Genomic DNA, 21,347 nt, shown 5'->3' with positions numbered 1-21,347 from the left:
TCTCCAGAAGAGCGCGAGAGGGTTATTCCTCTCACTCTGTGCGTGGCAAATTCCCTTCGGCGAGTTCCAGGATTCCAATCAACTCGCTACTTTCCAGCGCCCATGAAAAAGCCCGGCAATCGCCGGGCTCTTTCTACTGCAAGCGTTGCTTAGGCAGTGAAGGTCTTGCCTTCGAACTGCTCGGCCACGAACTTCCAGTTGACCAGGTTCCAGAACGCTTCTACATACTTCGGACGCACGTTGCGGTAGTCGATGTAGTAGGCGTGTTCCCAGACATCGCAGGTCAGCAGCGGGGTGTCGCCGTTGGTCAGCGGGTTGCCTGCGCCGATGGTGCTGGCCAGGGCCAGGGAACCGTCAGCCTTCTTCACCAGCCAGCCCCAACCGGAACCGAAGGTGCCGATGGACGTCTTGCTGAACTCTTCCTTGAACTTGTCGAACGAACCGAACGCAGCGTTGATGGCTTCAGCCAGTGCGCCGGTAGGTTGGCCGCCGGCGTTTGGCGCCAGGCAGTTCCAGTAGAACGTGTGGTTCCAGACCTGAGCGGCGTTGTTGAAGATACCGCCCGAGGAAGACTTGACGATTTCTTCCAGGGTCTTGCCTTCGAACTCGGTGCCTGGCACCAGGTTGTTCAGGTTCACGACATAGGTGTTGTGGTGCTTGTCGTGGTGATACTCCAGGGTTTCCTTGGAGATGTGCGGCTGCAGGGCATCGTGTGCGTAGGGCAGCGGCGGCAATTCGAAAGCCATGATGATTCTCCTAATCAGGTCAGTTGCGGTGAGCGCAAGGCCGATCACGGGCGGCCAAACAAGCGCCGGCGAGTCTGTACTCTTTGCGGCGCAAGTTCGGGATCATAGCACCGGGGGTGCGGCAAAACCACGCAACAACTGTGTGGGATAGAGGTTCCAGAGCCTTTTGGAATAAGTTCATGGCGCACTGATTAATTGGTAGGCCACGCTGAACATCATCACGGCCACCAGCAGGTCCAGCAGGCGCCAGGTGGCCGGGCGTGCCAGCCAGGGCGCCAACCACGCCGCGCCGAGGGCCAGCGTTGCGAACCACAGCAACGAAGCGCTGGCGGCGCCTGCTACATACGCGCCCGGTTCGGTTTGCTGCGCGCCCAGTGAGCCGATCAACAGCACGGTGTCCAGGTACACGTGGGGGTTGAGCAGGGTTACCGCCAGGGCGCTGAGCAACACCGCGCGCAATGAGCGCACCTCGAGGTGTGCGCCTTGCTCCAGGCTCTGTTTCGAAAACGCTCGACGCAACGCCAGGGTGCCGTACCACAGCAGGAACGCCGCGCCGCCCCAACGGGCAATGCCCAGCAGCAGCGGGCTTTGCGCCAGTACCGTCGCCAGGCCGAATACACCGGCTGCCACCAGCAATGCATCGCACACCACGCACAACGCGGCCACCGGCAGGTGATGTTCACGGCGCAGGCTTTGCGCCAAGACAAAGGCGTTTTGGCTGCCGATCGCCATGATCAGGCCGAGGGACACCAACAGCCCATTCAGATAGCTTTGCCACATTGCGCGTCCGCCGCCAACTGGTGCAACACATGCATGGCGCGCTCGGCATCCGTGCGACCGACAAACAGGTGGTCGTGGTAATAACCGGCGATCACGTTGCAACTGATACCGGCCTGACCCAGCGCGCTGGCGAACGCGGCGGTCAGGCCCACCGCTTCGAGGGCTGAATGCACATTCAAGGTGATCCATGCCGCCACATAGTCGAATGCCAGGCCAGCCTTCTCGGCGTGCCGGCGCTCCAGGATCAGCGTCAGGCCTTCCTGCTCGCGAAAGCTGCCGATCACCTCGCAACCGGCCGGGATACGGTGATCGGGCAGGGTGCAGAATACGTAGTCACCGTCATTGAGCTGAGGGCTCATGCTGCGCAACAGGGTTGCCAGGGAAGTTTCGCCAACCATGGAAGGTTCCTTATAAAGAGAGAAGCGATGCTGGCTATTCTCTGGGTACAGGCTGTATAAGAAAAATCAATATTGCTGATCGCTCATTAGAGAAACTGATGTTCGACTATAAATTGCTTTCCGCGTTGGCGGCCGTAGTGGAACAGGCGGGCTTCGAGCGCGGCGCGCAGGTGCTGGGGCTGTCGCAGTCGGCCGTGTCCCAGCGCATCAAGCTGCTGGAAGCGCGCGTCGGCCAACCGGTACTGGTACGGGCAACGCCGCCGACCCCCACCGATATCGGTCGGCGCTTGCTCAACCATGTGCAACAGGTGCGGCTGCTGGAGCGCGACCTGCAAAGCCAGGTGCCCGCGTTGGACGAAGAAGGCATGCCCGAGCGCTTGCGCATCGCGCTGAACGCCGACAGCCTCGCCACCTGGTGGGCGCTGGCGGTGAGTGATTTCTGCGGCGAACAGCACTTGCTGCTGGACCTGGTGGTAGAGGACCAGACTGTCGGCCTCAAACGCATGCGCGCCGGTGAAGTGGCGGCCTGCATCTGCGCCAGCGAGCGCCCGGTGGCCGGCGCCCGCAGCCTGGCGCTTGGCGCCATGCGTTATCGCGCATTGGCCAGCCCCGCGTTTATCGCGCGGCACTTCCCCGCTGGCGTGCAGGCCGACCAGTTGGCCAGTACCCCGGCCCTGGTGTTCGGGCCGGATGATTTCCTGCAACACCGTTACCTGGCTTCGCTCGGGGTGAACGGTGGTTTCGAGCACCATTTATGCCCGTCGTCCGAAGGCTTTATTCGCCTGACGGAAGCTGGGCTGGGCTGGGGCCTGGTACCCGAACTGCAGGTACGCGACCAGCTGCAGAACGGCCTGTTGGTCGAATTGCTGCCAGATAAGCCCATCGACGTGCCGCTGTACTGGCATCATTGGCGCAGCGGCGGGCAACTGTTGGGCCTGTTGACCGAGCATCTGGCACAGGTCTGTGGACAATGGTTGGTGCCGTTGAAGTGATGGCGGGCGTCAAGGCAACAGCGATGAAAAACGAAAGAACATGGGGTAATGCATGAAGATTCTGGTCACCGGCGCAAGCGGCTTCATCGGCGGGCGCTTCGCGCGTTTCGCCCTGGAGCAGGGCTTGGACGTGCGGGTCAACGGGCGACGTGCCGAGGGTGTGGAACATCTGGTGCGGCGCGGGGCCGAGTTTATCCAGGGTGATCTGAACGATGCCGACCTGGTGCGCGCGCTGTGCCGTGACGTCGAGGCCGTGGTGCATTGCGCCGGTGCGGTCGGGCTGTGGGGCAAGTATCAGGATTTCCATCAGGGCAATGTGCTGGTCACCGAGAACGTCGTCGAAGCGTGCCTCAAGCAGCGGGTCGGGCGGTTGGTGCATCTGTCCTCGCCCTCCATCTATTTCGATGGGCGCGACCACTTGGGGCTGACCGAAGAGCAAGTGCCCAAGCGCTTCAAGCATCCTTATGCGGCGACCAAATACCTGGCGGAGCAGAAGGTCTTCGGGGCCCAGGAATTCGGTCTGGAAGTGCTGGCCCTGCGCCCGCGTTTCGTCACCGGTGCCGGTGACATGAGCCTGTTCCCGCGCCTGTTGAAGATGCAGCGCAAGAACCGCCTGGCCATCGTCGGTGACGGCCTCAACAAGGTCGATTTCACCAGCGTGCACAACCTTAACGAGGCGCTGCTCAGCAGTTTGCTGGCGCCTGGTTCGGCATTGGGCAAGGCCTACAACATCAGCAATGGCACGCCGGTGCCGGTGTGGGACGTGGTCAACTACGTGATGCGACAAATGGACCTGCCGCAGGTCACCCGCTATCGCTCCTATGGTTTGTCCTACAGCATGGCGGCTTTGAATGAGGCGTTCTGCGCAATGTGGCCGGGGCGGCCGGAGCCGTCGTTGTCGCGCCTGGGCATGCAGGTCATGAACAAAGATTTCACCCTCGACATCAGCCGGGCGCGGCATTATCTCGACTATGAGCCCAAGGTCAGCCTGTGGAGCGCCCTCGACGAGTTCTGTACCTGGTGGAAGGCCCAGGCCCCGGGCCACGCTTAAGCTCACAACCAGCAACACATCGGGAACCGTATCGCCGGTTGCGTGTCGACCCATGCGCCGGGCGCAGGGTTTATACTCGCGCCGCTCGGCTTTCCAGCCGGCCATCTCATTGATTCAGGGTAGATTCATGCGTAACGATGCTAAAGACGACTTCGACAACGTTCCCAGCCTGCGGGCTGATCCCGGGGACGATGATGATTTCGTGCCGACTGCCGCCACCTCGGTGCGCTCGCGGACGACGCCTGTGGTCAAGGTTAAACGGGCCAACACCGGCCCGTTGTGGGCGCTGGTCGGCGCATTGCTGATCGCCTTTGCCGGTCTTGCCTGGTGGAGCTTCCAGCAGATTTCCCTGATGGGCCAGCAACTGGTCGCCACCCAGGAAAGCTTTGCGCGTATCAGCGAAGAAGCGGCGGGGCGCCTGCAGGATATTTCCGGCAAGGTCGTGGCCAGCGAAGCCAATGTGAACAACGGCAGCGAAGCCCTGAAATTGCAGATCAAACAGCTGGAAGCCCAGTTGCTCGAGCAGGGCAAGCAACAAGTGGGCGTGGCCGGCCAAGCCACCGCGCTCGACCAGCGCCTGGCACAGATGAGCGCCAGCACCACTGAGCTTGCGAATGCGAATGCCAAATTGCAGGGCCAGGTGCAGGCCCTGACCGATGCGGTCGCCAGCCTCAAGGCGGCACAGGTTGAGACCAAGGACCTGGCCAGCGACGTGGCGGCCTTGAAGAAGCAAGGCAATCCGACGGCGGCCATCGCCCGTCTTGAGCAGGACGTGCTGGTACTCAAGAGCGCGCAGGAAAACCAGCCCGCCACCACGGATGCACCGACCAATAAAGAGTTCGACGTGTTCCGCATCCAGACCACGCGCAATATCACGACCTTGCAAAGCCAGGTGCAGAACCTGAATCAACGTCTCAATGCGCCGGCGGTGGCGACGCCACTGGGTCAATAACTTGGTCTGTGAGCTGTGAATGAAATCAAAATGTGGGAGGGGGCTTGCCCCCTCCCACATTTGAATCTGTATTAGTTAAGTAAATCTCTGTCGTGCTCAAGTTTGTCACCATCCGGTGACATTTATCTTCGCCTTCGTTACTTGCCGCTTTCATGCCCTTGTTTAGACTCCGGTCACCCATAAAAAATAACAAGGGCTACCCATGACCATGCAACCACTGCCTGCCAGCAGTTGGCTGAACGCACCTGCCCATCACGCCTGGCTCGCGGCAGAAGGCCAGCGTTTGCTGTCATTTGCCAAGGCTTCGCGCCTGCCGCACGGCTTTGGCAACCTCGACGATAGAGGCCAGTTGCCGGCCGATGCCCATGCCGAAACCATGAACACTGCCCGTATGACCCACAGCTTCGCCATGGCCCACGCCATGGGGCTGCCCGGTTACGCCGAGCTGGTAGCCCACGGCGTCGCGGCCCTCAGTGGCCCGTTGCACGATAGCGAACACGGTGGCTGGTTCGCCGCGCCCGACGCCATCGATGGCAATACCGGCAAGGCCGCTTACCTGCATGCCTTCGTCGCCCTGGCCGCCAGCTCTGCGGTGCTGGCCGGTGCCCCCGGCGCGCAAACCCTGTTGAACGATGCGGTCCATATCATCGACCAGTTTTTCTGGAGCGAGGAGGAGGGCGTGATGCTCGAATCCTTCGCCCGCGATTGGAGCGGCGTCGAAGCCTATCGCGGCGCCAACAGCAACATGCACGCCACCGAAGCGTTCCTCGCCCTGGCCGATGTCACCGGTGACACGCGCTGGCTGGACCGCGCGTTGCGTATCGTCGAGCGCGTTATCCACACCCACGCCGCCGGTAGCCACTTTATGGTGATCGAGCACTTCGACGCCCAGTGGAAGCCTTTGCCCGCTTACAATGAAGACAACCCCGCCGACGGTTTCCGTCCCTACGGCATCACCCCCGGCCATGGCTTCGAATGGGCGCGGCTGGTACTGCATCTGGAAGCCGCGCGCCTGCAAGCCGGGCTGTTCACGCCGGACTGGTTGGTGAGCGATGCCCAAGGGCTGTTTGCCAGCGCCTGCGACTATGCCTGGGCCGTGGATGGTGCGCCGGGCATTGTCTACACCCTGGATTGGAACAACCGCCCGGTCGTTCGCGAACGCCTGCACTGGACCCATGCCGAAGCCAGCGCTGCGGCCCAGGCGCTGCTCAAGCGTACCGGTGAGTTGCATTATGAAATCTGGTACCGGCGGTTCTGGGAGTTTTGCGAAACCCATTTCATCGACCGGCTCCATGGCAGCTGGCACCACGAACTCAGCCCGCACAACCAGCCCAGCAGCAAAATCTGGGCGGGCAAACCGGACCTGTACCATGCCTGGCAAGCCGTGTTGCTGCCTGCATTACCCTTGGCACCCAGCCTGGCCAGTGCATTGGGCAGCGGACGCTATGTCACCAAGTGGTGACATTTGTACGTCCCTTTGTTACCTGCGCCCGGAAAATCCCTGTTTAAACTCCGTGCAGCGCAAGCTCTAGACTTGCATGCATAACAACAAGAAAAGGTATTCAGATGAACGCGATTAATCGCCTCGCCGTAGCTATTTCCGTTGCCTCGTTGTTTCCCCTCAGTGCATTTGCCGCCGACTCGAAAGGGACGGTTGAAGTGGTGCATTGGTGGACCTCGGGCGGTGAAAAAGCGGCTGTCGATGTCTTGAAGGCCCAAGTCGAGAAAGACGGCTTCACCTGGAAAGACGGCGCTGTTGCAGGTGGCGGCGGTGCCACTGCAATGACCGTGCTGAAAAGCCGTGCGGTCGCCGGCAACCCACCTGGCGTCGCCCAGATCAAAGGCCCGGACATCCAGGAATGGGCGTCCACCGGCCTGCTCGACACCGACGTGCTCAAAGACGTCGCCAAAGAAGAAAAATGGGACTCCCTGCTCGACAAGAAAGTCTCCGACACCGTGAAGTACGACGGTGACTACGTCGCCGTACCGGTCAACATCCACCGTGTGAACTGGCTGTGGATCAACCCGGAGGTCTTCAAGAAAGCCGGCATCACCAAGAACCCCACCACCCTCGAAGAATTCTATGCCGCCGGCGACAAGCTGAAAGCGGCGGGCTTCATTGCGCTCGCTCACGGCGGCCAGCCTTGGCAGGACAGCACCGTGTTCGAGGCGGTGGTGCTCTCGGTGATGGGTGCCGATGGCTACAAGAAAGCCCTGGTCGACCTGGATAACGGCGCACTGACCGGCCCGGAAATGGTCAAGTCGCTGACCGAGCTGAAGAAAGTCGCGACCTATATGGACGTTGACGGCAAAGGCCAGGACTGGAACCTCGAAGCCGGTAAAGTCATCAACGGCAAGGCCGGCATGCAGATCATGGGTGACTGGGCCAAGTCCGAATGGACCGCCGCCAAGAAAGTCGCCGGCAAGGACTACGAGTGCGTAGCGTTCCCGGGCACCGACAAAGCCTTCACTTACAACATCGACTCCCTGGCGGTGTTCAAGCAGAAAGACAAAGGCACTGCCGCTGGCCAGCAGGACATCGCCAAAGTCGTCCTGGGTGAAAACTTCCAGAAAGTGTTCAGCATCAACAAGGGTTCGATCCCTGTGCGCAACGACATGCTGAACAAAATGGATTCGTACGGTTTCGACTCCTGCGCCCAGACGGCGGCCAAGGACTTCCTGACCGATGCCAAGACCGGTGGCCTGCAGCCAAGCATGGCGCACAACATGGCCACCACCCTGGCGGTACAAGGTGCGTTCTTTGACGTGGTCACCAACTACATCAACGATCCGAAAGCCGACCCGGCCGACACCGCCAAGAAATTGGGCGCTGCGATCAAGTCAGCCAAGTAACGCGCTCTAAAAGCGCTTTTCTGTAGGAGCGAGATTGCTCGCGAAAAACTCAAGGTCACCGCGTTCATCCCTGATGCCCGCGTCATCGTTGAAGACTTTCGCGAGCAAGCTTGCTCCTACAGGGGAGCGCCATGGTTTTACCTGTCAGTCCTTTTCCTTGTATTGGATTTCCCCATGAGTTCTGTTGCTGTGTTCAGCAAGGCCTCGCCGTTCGATGCACTGCAGCGCTGGCTCCCTAAACTGGTGCTGGCGCCGAGCATGTTCATCGTGCTGGTGGGCTTTTATGGCTACATCCTGTGGACGTTCGTGCTGTCGTTCACCACCTCCACCTTCCTGCCCAGCTACAAGTGGGCTGGCCTGGCGCAATACGAGCGGTTGTTCGACAACGATCGTTGGTGGGTAGCGAGCAAAAACCTCGCCGTGTTCGGCGGGATGTTCATCGGTATCACCCTGGTGATCGGCGTGCTGCTGGCGATTTTCCTCGACCAGAAAATCCGTCGCGAAGGTTTCATTCGCACCATTTACCTGTACCCGATGGCGCTCTCGATGATCGTCACCGGTACCGCCTGGAAATGGCTGCTCAACCCGGGCATGGGCCTGGACAAATTATTGCGCGATTGGGGCTGGGAAGGCTTCCGTCTCGACTGGCTGATCGATCCTGACCGCGTGGTCTACTGCCTGGTGATCGCCGCCGTGTGGCAAGCCTCGGGCTTTATCATGGCGATGTTCCTGGCGGGCCTGCGGGGCGTCGATCAGTCGATCATCCGCGCCGCGCAGATCGACGGCGCGAGCCTGCCACGCATCTACTGGAGCGTGGTGCTGCCAAGCCTGCGTCCGGTGTTCTTCAGTGCGGTGATGATCCTGGCGCACATTGCGATCAAGAGCTTCGACCTGGTCGCGGCGATGACCGCTGGCGGCCCGGGCTATTCCTCCGACCTGCCGGCCATGTTCATGTACTCGTTCACCTTCAGTCGCGGCCAGATGGGCATGGGCTCGGCCAGTGCAATCCTGATGCTCGGTGCGATCCTCGCGATCATCGTGCCGTACCTGTATTCCGAGCTGAGGACCAAGCGTAATGACTAGTCTCGCCGCTAAACCTGCCATCAGCCTGAGTCGCATCGCGATCTACGCGGTGCTGATCCTTGCGGTGCTGCTGTACCTGGTGCCGCTGGTGGTGATGCTGCTCACCAGTTTCAAGACGCCTGAAGACATCAGCACCGGCAACCTGCTGAGCTGGCCAACCGTGGTCAGCGGCATTGGCTGGGTCAAGGCCTGGGCCACCGTGGACGGTTACTTCTGGAACTCGATCAAGATCACCGTGCCCGCTGTGCTGATCTCCACAGCGATCGGTGCGTTGAACGGCTACGTGCTGTCGTTCTGGCGCTTTCGCGGTTCGCAGCTGTTCTTCGGCCTGTTGCTGTTCGGCTGCTTCCTGCCGTTCCAGACCGTGCTGCTGCCGGCGTCGTTCACCCTCGGCAAGATGGGCCTGGCCAGCACCACCACCGGCCTGGTGTTCGTGCATGTGGTCTACGGCCTGGCGTTCACCACGCTGTTCTTCCGTAACTACTACGTGAGCATCCCGGATGCGCTGATCAAGGCGGCCCGCCTGGACGGTGCCGGTTTCTTCACCATCTTCCGTCAGATCATTCTGCCGATGTCGACGCCGATCATCATGGTCTGCCTGATCTGGCAGTTCACCCAGATCTGGAACGACTTCCTGTTCGGTGTAGTGTTCTCCAGCGGCGACTCGCAGCCCATCACGGTAGCGCTGAACAACCTGGTCAACACCAGCACCGGGGCCAAGGAATATAACGTGGATATGGCGGCGGCGATGATCGCCGGGCTGCCGACCCTGCTGGTCTATGTGATCGCAGGCAAGTATTTCGTGCGCGGCCTGACGGCCGGCGCGGTCAAGGGGTAATCATGGCTACGCTTGAACTTCGCAATGTAAACAAGACCTATGGCGCCGGCCTGCCCGACACCTTGAAGAACATCGAACTGTCGATCAAGGAAGGTGAGTTCCTGATCCTGGTCGGTCCGTCGGGGTGCGGTAAGTCCACGTTGATGAACTGCATCGCCGGCCTTGAGACCATCTCCGGCGGCGCGATCATGATCGGTGATCAGGACGTGAGCGGCATGAGCCCCAAGGACCGTGACATCGCCATGGTGTTCCAGTCCTACGCGCTGTACCCGACCATGAGCGTGCGCGAAAACATCGAATTCGGCCTGAAAATCCGCAAGATGCCCCAGGCCGACATTGACGCCGAGGTCGCACGCGTGGCCAAGCTGCTGCAGATCGAACACCTGCTCAACCGCAAGCCGGGTCAGCTGTCTGGCGGCCAGCAACAGCGCGTGGCGATGGGCCGGGCCTTGGCGCGTCGACCGAAGATCTACCTGTTCGACGAACCGTTGTCGAACCTTGACGCCAAGCTGCGCGTCGAGATGCGCACCGAAATGAAGCTGATGCACCAGCGCCTGAAGACCACCACCGTCTACGTGACCCACGACCAGATCGAAGCAATGACCCTGGGCGACAAAGTGGCGGTGATGAAGGACGGCATCATCCAACAATTTGGTACGCCGAAAGAAATTTACAACGACCCGGCCAACTTGTTTGTGGCAAGCTTTATCGGTTCACCTCCCATGAACTTCGTGCCTTTGCGTCTGCAACGCAAGGACGGTCGCCTGGTGGCGCTGCTCGACAGCGGCCAGGCCCGTTGCGAGCTGCCGCTGAGTATGAATGACGCTGGGTTGGAAGACCGCGATGTGATCCTGGGCCTGCGCCCGGAGCAGATCGTGCTGGCGGCGGGCGAGGGCAATGGTGCTTCGAGCATTCGTGCCGAAGTCCAGGTAACCGAGCCTACCGGCCCGGACACCCTGGTGTTCGTGCAGCTCAATGACACCAAGGTCTGCTGCCGTCTGGCGCCGGACGTGGCGCCGCAGGTCGGCGAGACCCTGACCCTGCAGTTCGACCCGGCCAAGGTATTGCTGTTTGATGCCGCGACCGGTGAGCGATTGGGTACCGTTGCTGCATTGCCGGCACAGGGGCATGCCGACAATGTGACCCAGTTCAAAGGTCGTTAGGCGAGATAAGTAGTTGTTTTGATTAAAAAATGTAACCCGCGTTAGATAAAAACAGTTTAATAACAATAAAGACGAGGATGTAGGGATGAAAAAGCAACACAACAACACTCGGCTGTTCTGCCAACTGTCAGCGGCAGCAGCCCTTGTATTGTCCGCCAATGCGATGGCGGCCGATGCGTTCAGCGCCGATTCCAAGTGGATGACCGGCGATTGGGGCGGCGAGCGTACCAAGCTGATCGAGCAAGGTATCGACATCAAGGCCGACTACGTAGGGGAGATGGGCTACAACGCCCACGGTGGCTACAACGACGACAAGACCGGTCGTTACTCCGACCAGTTCGGTCTGGGCGTGGCACTGGACCTGCAAAAACTGTGGGGCTGGGATAACACCCAGGCCAAGATCCAGTTCACCAACCGTAATGGCCAGAACATTTCCAATGACCGTATTGGCGATCCGCGCGCCGGCACCTTGAGTTCGTCTCAGGAAGTGTATGGCCGTGGCCACATGGTGCGTCTGACCCAGTTCTGGGTTCAGCACCAGATGTTCGACAACAAGCTGGACGTGAAGCTCGGCTACTTCGGTGAAGGCGAAGACTTCAACACCTTCCCGTGCGACTTCCAGAACCTGTCGTTCTGCGGCTCTCAGGTCGGTAACTACGTAAACACCTGGTACAACTGGCCGGTCGCCCAGGCCGCTATCCGCGTGAAGTACAACATCACGCCTGAGCTGTATGCGCAGATTGGTGCCTACAACCAGAACCCGTCGCAACTGGAGCACGGCAACGGCTTCAAACTCAGCGGCAGCGGTACCAAAGGCACCGTGATTCCGGTGGAGTTGGTCTGGTCGCCGAAGGTCAACAACCTGCCGGGCGAATACCGTGTGGGTTACTACAAAAGCGCTGCCGATGCGTCTGACGTACGCGAAGACGTCAACGGCAACGATGCCGCCACTACTGGCGCCGCCTACCGTACCCACAGCAGCAAGAAAGGCTACTGGTTCGTTGCGCAACAGCAACTCACCACGCATAACGGCGACGCTACTCGTGGCCTGAACATCGCCGCCAACGCGACCTTCCACGACAAGGAAACCAACCTGGTCGACAACTACCAGTCGTTGATGCTGGTGTACAAAGGCCCCTTCGACGCGCGTCCAAAAGATGACGTCGGCATTGGCGTCGCTCGCCTGCATGTCAACGATGACGTGAAGAAGAACTCTGAACTGCTCAACGCCGCCAATGGTGTGAGCGACTATGACAATCCGTTCTACACGCCCATTCGTGAGACTGAGTACAACGTCGAACTCAACTACGGTTTCCACGTCACCAACTGGCTGACCGTGCGTCCGAACCTGCAATACGTTGTCCAGCCTGGTGGCGTGGACAAAGTCGACAACGCGTTGGTAGCGGGCCTGAAAATCCAGTCTACGTTCTAACGCTGTTGCGATAAGCTCCTTCTCTCTGTGCGCATTTTGCGGGTAGCCATGGCTATCCGCTTTTTTTTGGGTTGCACTGTGATATTCAGGACCTGTGCACATGCATGAGCAACCGCTGCAACGCTTTTTCAAATCCTTGCGCGAGCGTCCGGTGTTCGCCTGGGAGCGCTTCCAGATGCGTGACGTATTGGTGATCGACCATCCGCTGTGCCAGGCGGTGTTCAGTCGCCAGGGCGCGCAATTGCTGCACTTTCAGCCCACCGGCCAGAAACCCTGGCTGTGGTGCGCCGCCAAGTGGCCGCAAGTCGGTGCCATCCGGGGTGGCGTGCCGGTGTGCTGGCCGTGGTATGGCCGCCACCCCAGCGAAAACGCGTGGCCTTCCCACGGTTGGGCGCGCTTGATCGATTGGAAACTGCTCGACAGCAGCACCGAAGACGATGGCGTGCGCCTGCACTGGCAGCTGCAGCTGTGCGACTGGCAGGTGGACCTGCACGCGCATTTGGGTGAAACCCTGGAACTGCGCCTGAGCACCGAGCACCAGGATGAGCTGCCGTGCCAGTTGAGCCATGCTTTACACGCCTACTGGCGTATCGGTCACGTTGACGAGGTAGCGCTGTCTGGGCTCGACGGGGCGCAAGGTTACGACCAGCTCAACCGCCAGGCTTGCCAGCAGGAAGGCGAGCTGCGGGTGGATGGCGGCTGCCAGCGGGTGTTCCAGCATGAGGGTGAGTTGCACCTCAAGGACCATGCGTGGCAGCGGGAACTGTGTATCGACACCGGCGACAGCGCCGATACCGTGGTGTGGCATCCCGGCAGCCGGCCGTTGCTGGGTGTGAGCTTCAACGAGGCGTCGGGGTTTGTGTGCGTGGAGTCGGCGATGGCCGGGGCGAGCCTGGCGCCGGGGGAGAGGGCGCATCTGAGTTTGCAGGCTCGGGCTGGGATTTAGTGGTACTGCTGTGATCGTTCCCACGCTGCGCGTGGGAAAGCAGCCCTTGACGCTCCGCGTCTGCTCTTGATGCCGTGACGCGGAGCGTCACAAGAGGCATTCCCACGCGGAGCGTGGGAACGATCAGGCTCAGTTGAACTCATCCCCCACCGGATACCGGCTGTCATTCAAGCTCTCTTTGATCTTGCGCAAATGCGGCTGGAAATCCACTCCGCGGCGCAACGTCATCCCGGTCGCCAGCACATCCAGCACCGTCAGTTGAATGATCCGCGAGGTCATCGGCATGTAGATATCGGTGTCTTCCGGCAGCGGAATGTTCAGGCTCACCGTGCTGGCCTTGGCCAACGGTGAGTTCTCGGCCGTTACGCCCAGCACCGACGCGCCGTTTTCCCGCGCGATACGCGCCACTTCCACCAGCTCACGGGTACGCCCGGTGTAGGAAATGATCACGAACAACTCACCGGTATGCGCCACTGAGGCGATCATGCGTTGCATCAGCACATCGGCGTGGGCGGTCACCGCCAGGTTGAAACGGAAGAACTTGTGCAACGCGTCCATGGCCACCGGGGCCGAGGCGCCCAGGCCGAAGAAGTGGATCTGCCGCGCCTGGATCAACAGATCCACGGCCTTGCTGATCAGGGCCGGGTCGAGGGCCTGGCAGGCACTGTCCAGGGACGCGATGGCGCTGCCGAAGATCTTCTGGGTGTAGGCCTCCGGGTTATCATCGGCTTCCACGGCGCGGCTGACATACGCCGCGCCACTGGCCAGGCTTTGCGCCAATTGCAATTTAAGTTCAGGGTAACCACTGACGCCGAACGAACGGCAGAAGCGGTTGACCGTCGGTTCACTGACCGAAGCGGCTTGGGCGAGGGCAGCGATCGAGAAGCGGGTGGCCTGCTGCGGGTTGAGCAGGATGACCTCGGCGACTTTTTTCTCGGCCTTGTTCAATTCTTCGAGGCGGTTCCGGATCTGTTCCAGAAGATTTCGCACGCGGTCCATTCAGTCTTTCCTTCGGGCGACGATGCAAATAAAGAGGCGGTAACCAATCGATGAGTGGTTTTTCGCGGTGGCCTATCCTACTGAGGGTAGCCGAACACCACCACTCGCAATGCGTATTTGCGGAAAATGTTGTGGTTATTACTACATTTTTCCTTGAGTGATGCCTTGAAAAAAGGTATTTGTAGCTTAACTTGATAAAAGAACAAACATCATGCCTTTGATAACCGTAGAACCCTGCACCTTTGCCCTGTTTGGCGCCTTGGGTGATCTGGCGCTGCGCAAGTTATTTCCTGCCCTCTATCAACTCGATGGCGCCGGCTTGCTGCACGATGACACGCGCATCCTGGCCCTGGCCCGCGAAGCCGGTTCCGAGCAGCAGCACCTGGCCCATATCGAAACAGAACTGCGCAAATACGTCGGCAAGGAGCTGGACGAAGCCGTGGCCCAGCGTTTCCTGGCGCGCCTGGCGTATGTGCATGTCGACTTCATGAAGGCCGACGACTACGTCGCCCTTGCCGAAAAGGTCGGTAGCGAACAGCGCCTGATCGCCTACTTCGCCACCCCGGCCGCCGTGTATGGCGCGATCTGCGAAAACCTGTCCAAGGTCGGCCTGGCGGAAAACACCCGCGTCGTGCTGGAAAAGCCGATTGGTTCGGACCTGGAATCCTCGCGCAAGGTCAACGACGCCGTCGCGCAGTTTTTCCCGGAAAACCGCACCTACCGTATCGACCACTACCTGGGCAAAGAGACCGTCCAGAACCTGATCGCCTTGCGTTTCGCCAACAGCCTGTTCGAAACCCAATGGAACCAGAACTACATTTCCCACGTGGAAATCACCGTGGCCGAGCAGGTTGGCATCGAGGGCCGTTGGGGCTACTTCGACAAGGCTGGCCAACTGCGCGACATGATTCAGAACCACCTGCTGCAGTTGCTGTGCCTGATCGCCATGGACCCGCCGGCCGATCTGTCTGCCGACAGCATTCGCGATGAGAAGGTCAAGGTGCTCAAGGCCCTGGCGCCGATCAGCCCGGAAGGCCTGACCACCCAAGTGGTGCGCGGCCAGTACATTGCCGGCTACAGCGCCGGTAAAGCCGTGCCGGGGTACCTGGAAGAAGAGAATTCCAACACCCAGAGCGACACCGAGACCTTCGTCGCCCTGCGCGCCGATATTCGCAACTGGCGTTGGGCCGGGGTGCCATTCTACCTGCGTACCGGCAAGCGCATGCCGCAAAAGCTGTCGCAGATCGTCATCCACTTCAAGGAACCGTCCCACTATATCTTCGCCCCCGAGCAGCGCTTGCAGATCAGCAACAAGTTGATCATCCGCCTGCAGCCGGACGAAGGTATTTCCTTGCGCGTGATGACCAAGGAGCAGGGCCTGGACAAGGGCATGCAACTGCGCAGCGGGCCGCTGCAACTGAATTTTTCCGACACCTATCGCAGCGCACGGATTCCCGATGCCTACGAGCGGTTGTTGCTGGAAGTGATGCGCGGCAATCAGAACCTGTTTGTTCGCAAAGATGAAATTGAAGCCGCGTGGAAGTGGTGTGACCAGTTGATCGCCGGGTGGAAAAAATCCGGTGATGCGCCCAAGCCGTACGCGGCGGGATCCTGGGGGCCGATGAGCTCGATTGCACTGATCACGCGGGATGGGAGGTCGTGGTATGGCGATATCTGAATTGAAACTGCCTCAGGGCGTTACTGCCCATGAGTACCGCACGCCCGTGCTGTTGGCGGACGGCCTGGCCAATGACGTGGCCGAACAATTGCGCGTGGCCATCAGCGCCCGTGGCGCGGCCACCCTGGTGGTGTCCGGTGGCCGCAGCCCGGTGGCGTTCTTCCAGAACCTGGCCAGGCAGGCCCTGGACTGGTCCAAGGTCACGGTCACCCTGGCCGACGAGCGTTGGGTGCCGGTGGAGCACGCCGACAGCAATGCCGGCTTGTTAAAGCAGCACCTGCTGCAGGGCCCGGCGGCCAAGGCGAAATTCTTGAGCCTGTACAGCGCTGCCGCCAACCTTGAAGAGGCGGCCGAGCAGGCTGATCGCCTGCTGGCCGAACTGCCGGCGATCGATGTGCTGGTGCTGGGCATGGGCGATGACGGCCACACCGCATCGCTGTTTCCCAACAGCCCGAACCTCGCCCAGGCGTTGCAGGCCGACGGCACCCGCCGTTGCTGGCCAATGCTGGCGCCGACCGTGCCGCACCAGCGCCTGACCATGAGTCGTGCATTGCTGGCCACGGCCCACTACACCGTGCTGTCGATTTCCGGCAGTTCGAAGTTGACTACCTTGAGCGCCGCGCTGGCCGGTGACGATGTCGCCGCCATGCCGATTCGCGCGTTTTTGCAACCTACTTTAGAGATTTACTGGTGCCCATGAGCCAAGGATCAGCCGCTATGAAAAGCCCTCAACCGACCGTGTCCATGGCGGATAAAGTTGCCCTGATCGACAGCCTCTGCGCCAAGGCGCGGATCCTGCCGGTGATCACCATCGCCCGCGAACAGGACATCCTGCCCCTGGCCGATGCCCTGGCTGCCGGTGGCCTGACCGCCCTGGAAGTGACCCTGCGTTCCGAGTTCGGCCTCAAGGCCATCCAGGTATTGCGCGAGCAGCGCCCTGAACTGTGCACCGGTGCCGGCACTGTGCTGGACCGTCATATGCTCGAAGCGGCAGAAGTTGCCGGCTCGCAGTTCATTGTCACCCCCGGCATCACCCGCGACCTGCTGGAAGCCTCGGTGCACAGCCCGATCCCGCTGCTGCCTGGCATCAGCAATGCCTCCGGCATTATGGAAGGCTATGGCCTGGGCTATCGCCGCTTCAAGCTGTTCCCGGCCGAAGTCAGCGGCGGCGTGGCGGCGATCAAGGCCCTCGGTGGCCCGTTCGGCGAAGTGAAATTCTGCCCGACCGGTGGCGTCGGCCCGGCCAACATCAAAAGCTACATGGCGTTGAAAAACGTGATGTGCGTGGGCGGTAGCTGGATGCTTGATCCTGAGTGGGTCAAGAATGGCGACTGGGCGCGTATCCAGGAAGTCACCGCCGAGGCGCTGGCGCTGCTGGATTGATCTGATTTATCGAATCGTTGTTGCTGTGCTTAACGGCATTTTTGCGGTGCACTTGGTCGGTGTACCGCTTTTTTTTGCCTGTAGAAAACCTGAAGAACGCCACAAAACCAATGTGGGAGGGGGCTTGCTCCCGATAGCAGTGGTTCAGTCAATACATGTAGTGACTGATTCACCGCTATCGGGAGCAAGCCCCCTCCCACATTTAATCTTCGCTCAGCTCGGTAATGGCGTTGACCAGCGTGCCGATGTCTTGTGCTGACGTCACCAATCCCGGTGTCACCCGAATACACGTGCCAAACGCCGAACCCGTGCGGGTCGTGGTGAACAGCCCGTAATCGTTGAGCAACCGTTCCACCATCACCTGCTGATCGCGCCCAATGAACTTGAACGCCGTAATCCCGCAATACAGTCGCGGATCATCCGGGGCCAGCACCTCTATTCCCGGCAACGCCCGCACCTGTCTCACCCACATGTCCCGCAGATAGTTGACCCGTGCACCTTTGGCCGTCGCGCCACCTAGTTCCCGGTGTTCTTCAAACACCAACGGCAGGCTCATCAGTGCCGGAAAGTTCGGCGTGCTGTAGGACGTACGCGCGCGTACATCCGTGGCGGGGTAGTGGAATTCACCCATGTCCGGGTCGATATCCGCCAGGCGCTCGGGGGCGATGTAGAGAAAGCCCAGGGTCAGCGGGGCGCCGATCCATTTGTGCAAGTTGAAGCCGGCGAACTGAATGCCCAACTCGGCCAGGTTGAAATCGATCTGGCCCAGAGCGTGGGCGCCGTCGAGAATTACATCAATATCCTGTTCACGCGCAGCCTTGGCGATCGCCGCCACTGGCATCACCAGGCCGGTGCGGTGCGTGACATGGGTCAGCGCCATCAGCTTCAAGCGCGGGTACTGAATGAAGGTATCGCGATAGATCTGCACGAGGCTGTCGAAACTGGCCGGGTGAGCGTGGGAAATCTCGATCACTTCGACACCGCGCACGCCGGCCAGCCAGCGCATCGCGCCTTTGACCGTGTCGTACTCCAGGTCACTGATCAGCACTTGGTCGCCGGGTTGCAGGCGGTTGTAGTTGCGGATCAGCGACTGCAAGGCTTCAGTGGCGTTGCGGGTGAAGGCCACCGAGTCCGGGTCTGCATCGATCAAAGCGGCCAGTTGGCGACGAATCTCGAGATTTTCCCCTTGCTCGAAGCGCTGACGCACGTACACCGAGTTGCTGCGATTGATGAAGGCAACGTGTTCCAGGTACTGGGCCTGGACTGCACGGCTCATGCGCCCGAAGTAGCCGTTTTCCAGATTGATCGGGCCCGGCTCCAGCTCATAGCGCTGGGCGATGGCCTGCCAGTGACTTTCGTTGTTTGCATTCCTTGGCATGGCGAGGCTCTTAATTAATGGCGAGGGGCGGGTTTACCGTGTTTAACGCGCAGCGGTTCAAGCAATTCGGCCAAACCGTTGTGGTCGATTTCCTGCATCAGTGCCAGCAAGCCACCCAGTTCCCCGTGGGGAAAACCTTCACGGGCGAACCAGTTCAGGTAGGGGCCGGGCAAGTCGGCGATGATCCGCCCTTTGTATTTGCCGAAGGGCATTTCGCGGGTGATCAGCAATTCGAGTTTTTCGGGGTTCATGGGCTTCAGCGTTTGATTCGATAGCGGGGAAAATACAGGCATTCTGCATGAAGGCCAAATGGCAGATCATGCAAATAACGTCGATACAGATGGTTCAATAATTCGTAAGTCATTGAAATAAAACAAATAAGTAATTTTTCAAAACCTGGCACGGGCGCTGCAATCATTAACACAACCTTTCTCAACCCACATAAGGAATTGAAAAATGACTGACATCAATAAAGAATCCATCTCCGTACTGAACGACCTGATCGAAACCAGCATCGACGGCCAAAAGGGTTTCAAGGAGTGCGCTGAAGACATCAAGCACCCTGAGCTCAAAGCCCTGTTCGTCAAGCGCTCCGCCGATTGCGCCACTGCTGCCACCGAGCTGAAAACTGCCGTGCGTGCCCTGGGTGGCGAGCCGAAAGAATCCGGCAGCGTGGCCGGTGCTATGCATCGCGGTTGGGTTGACGTGAAATCGATGGTGACCGGTAAGGACGAAGAGTCCGTGCTGAACGAAGCCGAGCGCGGTGAAGACCACGCACTGAAGGCTTACAAGGAAGCGATCGAGAAGATCAACAAGCACAACCTGCTGGGTATCCGTGATCTGGTTGAACGTCAGTACCACGGCGTGCAGCGCAACCACGACCAGGTTAAAGCTCTGCGTAACCAGGCTCGCGCTCAGTCGTAAGCCCTGGGTTGTACATGCTGTAAAAAGTGTGGGAGGGGGCTTGCTCCCGATAGCGGTGGATCAGTCGATAGGTTTATTGACTGAATCACCGCCATCGGGGGCAAGCCCCCTCCCACATTTGTATTGCGTCATTTTCAGCCAATGCTGATTGGCGGCAATTCGGTCAACGTCACTACCTGCTGTTTGCGCGGGGCAAGAATCTCCGCTTCGCCATCCACTACCAACTCATCGCGCTGGTTGAACACTCGCGTGGCAATGCGTACACGGAACTTGGGCAGCTTCTCCAGGATTTCCAGGCGCACGGTGAGGGTGTCGCCGATCTTGACCGGCTTTTGAAAGCTCATCTGCTGGCCGATATAAATCGTGCCCGGGCCGGGCAGTTCACAGGCTACCGCCGCGCTGATCAACGCACCGCTGAACATGCCATGGGCGATGCGTTCTTTGAACATGGTCGCCTTGGCATACTCGGCATCCAGGTGCACCGGGTTGTGATCGCCAGACATGGCGGCGAACAACTGGATATCGCGCTCTTCGACGGTCTTGCTGAAGCTGGCGGTCTGGCCGACTTCAAGGGCCTCGTAGGGGGTGTTGGTTACCTGGGTCATCTAAAGGTGCATCCTGTGGCTAATCGATAATTTAATTGGCTGATTTTAAACGAAAAATTATTCGCAGCGGGTAGGCCTGCGCACTGTCAGGGCGTGATCGAGCCATGTCAGCACATCCGCGGTGACGTCGTCGCGGTTGGTTTCATTAAACACTTCATGACGTGCCTGCGGGTAGAGCGTCAATTGCAGGTGCTGGCAGCCCGCGTCGCGCAGGGCATGGGCCAGGCTTTTGAGACGCTTGCCTTCACTCACCGGATCACATTCGCCGCCGATTATCAGAATTGGCAGGCCCGGATCGATCTGCGCGAGATTGGACGCTTTGCTGATTTGCTGCAAGCCGCCGAGCAGGTCGACCCACAGCTGGTTGGTGCAGCGGAAACCGCAAAGCGGGTCATGGATGTATTGGTCGACTTCAACCGGGTCGCGGCTGAGCCAGTCGAAGGCGGTGCGATTGGGTTTGAACGCTTTGTTGAAGGAGCCGAACGACAGAAAGTCAATCAATGCACTACGCCCGCGCAAACCCTGGCGCGCGCGCTCGATACGGGCAATCGCCCGTGCCGCGCGATACAACGCCACCGGCTGGAAATTCGAACCGCTGAGTATCGCCCCATGCAGGCTGGCGCTGTGATGCAGCAGATAGGCCTGGGCGATATAGCTGCCCATGCTGTGGCCAAGCAAAATAATCGGCAGCCCCGGTTGCTGCTGGCCGATGTGCTGGTTAAGGCTGGCCAGGTCGCCCACCACTTTGTTCCAGCCATCCTCTTCGGCGTACAGCCCCAAGGTGCCTTCGCCGGCGGTACGGCCATGGCCACGTTGGTCCAGCGCATACACACCATAGCCGGCGGCGCACAACGCCTGCGCCAGGCGCCCATAGCGGCCGCTGTGCTCGGCCATGCCATGGGACAGCATCACCAGGGCCCTGGGAGGCTCGGCGGGCATCCATTGATTGACGTACAGGCGGCTGTGGTCGTTCGCGGTCAGCCAGAAAGTGCTGTGGTTCATGGCGGTTCCTTTGCGCAGGGTCGTTGCAGTGTATAGCTCATCGGGTGGGGGGCGGGGTATCTGCCTGCGCCTCAGCGACAAGATTCATACAATCAATGACACAGTTGAGTGTATTGCCTGTTTGGCCATTACTGCTAACGTCCT

General features: G+C 60.0%; 22 protein-coding genes. 14 read left to right on the top strand and 8 right to left on the bottom strand.

The annotated features are described in order from the left end of the window. Positions 1-149: 149 nt before the first annotated feature. The 3 genes from C4J87_RS19850 to C4J87_RS19840 all read right to left on the bottom strand — a co-directional run bounded on the left by C4J87_RS19850 (position 150) and on the right by C4J87_RS19840 (position 1,924). Positions 150-746 carry a superoxide dismutase gene (locus tag C4J87_RS19850; RefSeq protein WP_065949384.1) on the bottom strand — a complete coding sequence of 199 codons (597 nt, stop codon included), beginning with the start codon at positions 744-746 and terminating at the stop codon, positions 150-152. Positions 747-923: 177 nt separating this feature from the next. Further along, entirely contained in the window at positions 924-1,526 is a 603-nt protein-coding gene (locus C4J87_RS19845) for a LysE/ArgO family amino acid transporter (RefSeq protein WP_124368125.1), read from the bottom strand. Next, a complete protein-coding gene (locus C4J87_RS19840) occupies positions 1,508-1,924 on the bottom strand; it encodes an ACT domain-containing protein (RefSeq protein WP_124368124.1) in 417 nt (138 codons plus the stop codon). Before C4J87_RS19840 ends, C4J87_RS19845 begins: the two co-directional genes overlap by 19 nt. A 98-nt stretch (positions 1,925-2,022) precedes the next feature. Here C4J87_RS19840 and C4J87_RS19835 point away from each other — a divergent pair, with 98 nt between their 5' ends. The 10 genes from C4J87_RS19835 (at position 2,023) to C4J87_RS19790 (ending at position 13,234) form a co-directional block, all read left to right on the top strand. Then, complete coding sequence (locus tag C4J87_RS19835; protein WP_124368123.1) at positions 2,023-2,916, top strand: LysR family transcriptional regulator ArgP; 894 nt, start codon at positions 2,023-2,025, stop codon at positions 2,914-2,916. A 52-nt stretch (positions 2,917-2,968) separates the two neighbouring features. Next, positions 2,969-3,967, top strand: a complete 999-nt coding sequence (locus C4J87_RS19830; RefSeq protein WP_124368122.1) for an NAD(P)-dependent oxidoreductase — start codon at positions 2,969-2,971, stop codon at positions 3,965-3,967. A gap of 127 nt (positions 3,968-4,094) precedes the next feature. After that, a complete protein-coding gene (locus C4J87_RS19825; protein WP_124368121.1) occupies positions 4,095-4,919 on the top strand; it encodes an ATPase in 825 nt (274 codons plus the stop codon). 202 nt (positions 4,920-5,121) lie between these two features. After that, a complete protein-coding gene (locus C4J87_RS19820; RefSeq protein WP_124368120.1) occupies positions 5,122-6,381 on the top strand; it encodes an AGE family epimerase/isomerase in 1,260 nt (419 codons plus the stop codon). 104 nt (positions 6,382-6,485) lie between these two features. Beyond that, positions 6,486-7,772, top strand: a complete 1,287-nt coding sequence (locus C4J87_RS19815; RefSeq protein ID WP_124368119.1) for an ABC transporter substrate-binding protein — start codon at positions 6,486-6,488, stop codon at positions 7,770-7,772. Positions 7,773-7,946: 174 nt separating this feature from the next. Further along, positions 7,947-8,855 carry a carbohydrate ABC transporter permease gene (locus tag C4J87_RS19810; RefSeq protein ID WP_124364123.1) on the top strand — a complete coding sequence of 303 codons (909 nt, stop codon included), beginning with the start codon at positions 7,947-7,949 and terminating at the stop codon, positions 8,853-8,855. Continuing rightward, a complete protein-coding gene (locus C4J87_RS19805) occupies positions 8,848-9,693 on the top strand; it encodes a carbohydrate ABC transporter permease (RefSeq protein ID WP_034115702.1) in 846 nt (281 codons plus the stop codon). Before C4J87_RS19810 ends, C4J87_RS19805 begins: the two co-directional genes overlap by 8 nt. 2 nt (positions 9,694-9,695) lie before the next feature. Continuing rightward, complete coding sequence (locus C4J87_RS19800; RefSeq protein WP_124368118.1) at positions 9,696-10,856, top strand: ABC transporter ATP-binding protein; 1,161 nt, start codon at positions 9,696-9,698, stop codon at positions 10,854-10,856. Positions 10,857-10,941: 85 nt separating this feature from the next. Next, complete coding sequence (locus C4J87_RS19795; RefSeq protein ID WP_124368117.1) at positions 10,942-12,288, top strand: carbohydrate porin; 1,347 nt, start codon at positions 10,942-10,944, stop codon at positions 12,286-12,288. Positions 12,289-12,388: 100 nt separating this feature from the next. Next, positions 12,389-13,234: a D-hexose-6-phosphate mutarotase gene (locus C4J87_RS19790; protein WP_124368116.1), complete on the top strand. Its 846-nt coding sequence runs from the start codon at positions 12,389-12,391 to the stop codon at positions 13,232-13,234. A gap of 129 nt (positions 13,235-13,363) precedes the next feature. Here the strand turns inward: C4J87_RS19790 and C4J87_RS19785 are convergent, their stop codons facing one another. Further along, positions 13,364-14,224 (bottom strand): MurR/RpiR family transcriptional regulator, encoded by an 861-nt coding sequence (locus C4J87_RS19785; protein ID WP_170039859.1) that lies wholly within the window; start codon positions 14,222-14,224, stop codon positions 13,364-13,366. Between the two features lie 220 nt (positions 14,225-14,444). Between C4J87_RS19785 and zwf the strand changes: the two genes are divergently transcribed. Genes zwf through C4J87_RS19770 form a run of 3 tightly spaced genes read left to right on the top strand, consistent with a single transcriptional unit; the run spans position 14,445 to position 17,294 of the window. Next, positions 14,445-15,911 (top strand): glucose-6-phosphate dehydrogenase, encoded by a 1,467-nt coding sequence (gene zwf / locus C4J87_RS19780; RefSeq protein ID WP_124364119.1) that lies wholly within the window; start codon positions 14,445-14,447, stop codon positions 15,909-15,911. Further along, the gene (gene pgl, locus C4J87_RS19775) at positions 15,898-16,611 is read left to right on the top strand and encodes a 6-phosphogluconolactonase (protein ID WP_124368115.1); all 714 of its coding nucleotides are present in this window, start codon (positions 15,898-15,900) and stop codon (positions 16,609-16,611) included. Before zwf ends, pgl begins: the two co-directional genes overlap by 14 nt. 17 nt (positions 16,612-16,628) lie before the next feature. Next, a complete protein-coding gene (locus tag C4J87_RS19770) occupies positions 16,629-17,294 on the top strand; it encodes a bifunctional 4-hydroxy-2-oxoglutarate aldolase/2-dehydro-3-deoxy-phosphogluconate aldolase (RefSeq protein ID WP_069076884.1) in 666 nt (221 codons plus the stop codon). Between the two features lie 202 nt (positions 17,295-17,496). Here C4J87_RS19770 and C4J87_RS19765 read toward each other — a convergent pair whose 3' ends face one another. Beyond that, entirely contained in the window at positions 17,497-18,672 is a 1,176-nt protein-coding gene (locus tag C4J87_RS19765) for an aminotransferase class V-fold PLP-dependent enzyme (protein ID WP_124368114.1), read from the bottom strand. Between the two features lie 14 nt (positions 18,673-18,686). Continuing rightward, complete coding sequence (locus C4J87_RS19760) at positions 18,687-18,923, bottom strand: DUF3820 family protein (RefSeq protein ID WP_104505342.1); 237 nt, start codon at positions 18,921-18,923, stop codon at positions 18,687-18,689. Positions 18,924-19,128: 205 nt separating this feature from the next. Between C4J87_RS19760 and C4J87_RS19755 the strand changes: the two genes are divergently transcribed. After that, entirely contained in the window at positions 19,129-19,596 is a 468-nt protein-coding gene (locus C4J87_RS19755) for a PA2169 family four-helix-bundle protein (RefSeq protein ID WP_124368113.1), read from the top strand. A gap of 134 nt (positions 19,597-19,730) precedes the next feature. Here C4J87_RS19755 and C4J87_RS19750 read toward each other — a convergent pair whose 3' ends face one another. Together C4J87_RS19750 and C4J87_RS19745 are read right to left on the bottom strand one after the other, a co-directional pair. Continuing rightward, on the bottom strand, positions 19,731-20,201 hold the full coding sequence (locus C4J87_RS19750; protein WP_034115694.1) for a MaoC family dehydratase: 471 nt from the start codon (positions 20,199-20,201) through the stop codon (positions 19,731-19,733). 57 nt (positions 20,202-20,258) lie between these two features. Further along, the gene (locus tag C4J87_RS19745) at positions 20,259-21,203 is read right to left on the bottom strand and encodes an alpha/beta hydrolase (protein WP_124368112.1); all 945 of its coding nucleotides are present in this window, start codon (positions 21,201-21,203) and stop codon (positions 20,259-20,261) included. Positions 21,204-21,347 lie beyond the last annotated feature (144 nt).

The sequence above is a fragment of the Pseudomonas sp. R1-43-08 genome, assembly GCF_003852255.1.
In the GTDB taxonomy this organism is placed as follows: Bacteria; Pseudomonadota; Gammaproteobacteria; order Pseudomonadales; family Pseudomonadaceae; genus Aquipseudomonas.
Note: the sequence above shows the minus strand (reverse complement) of the source record. Positions and strands in the feature narration are given on the sequence as shown.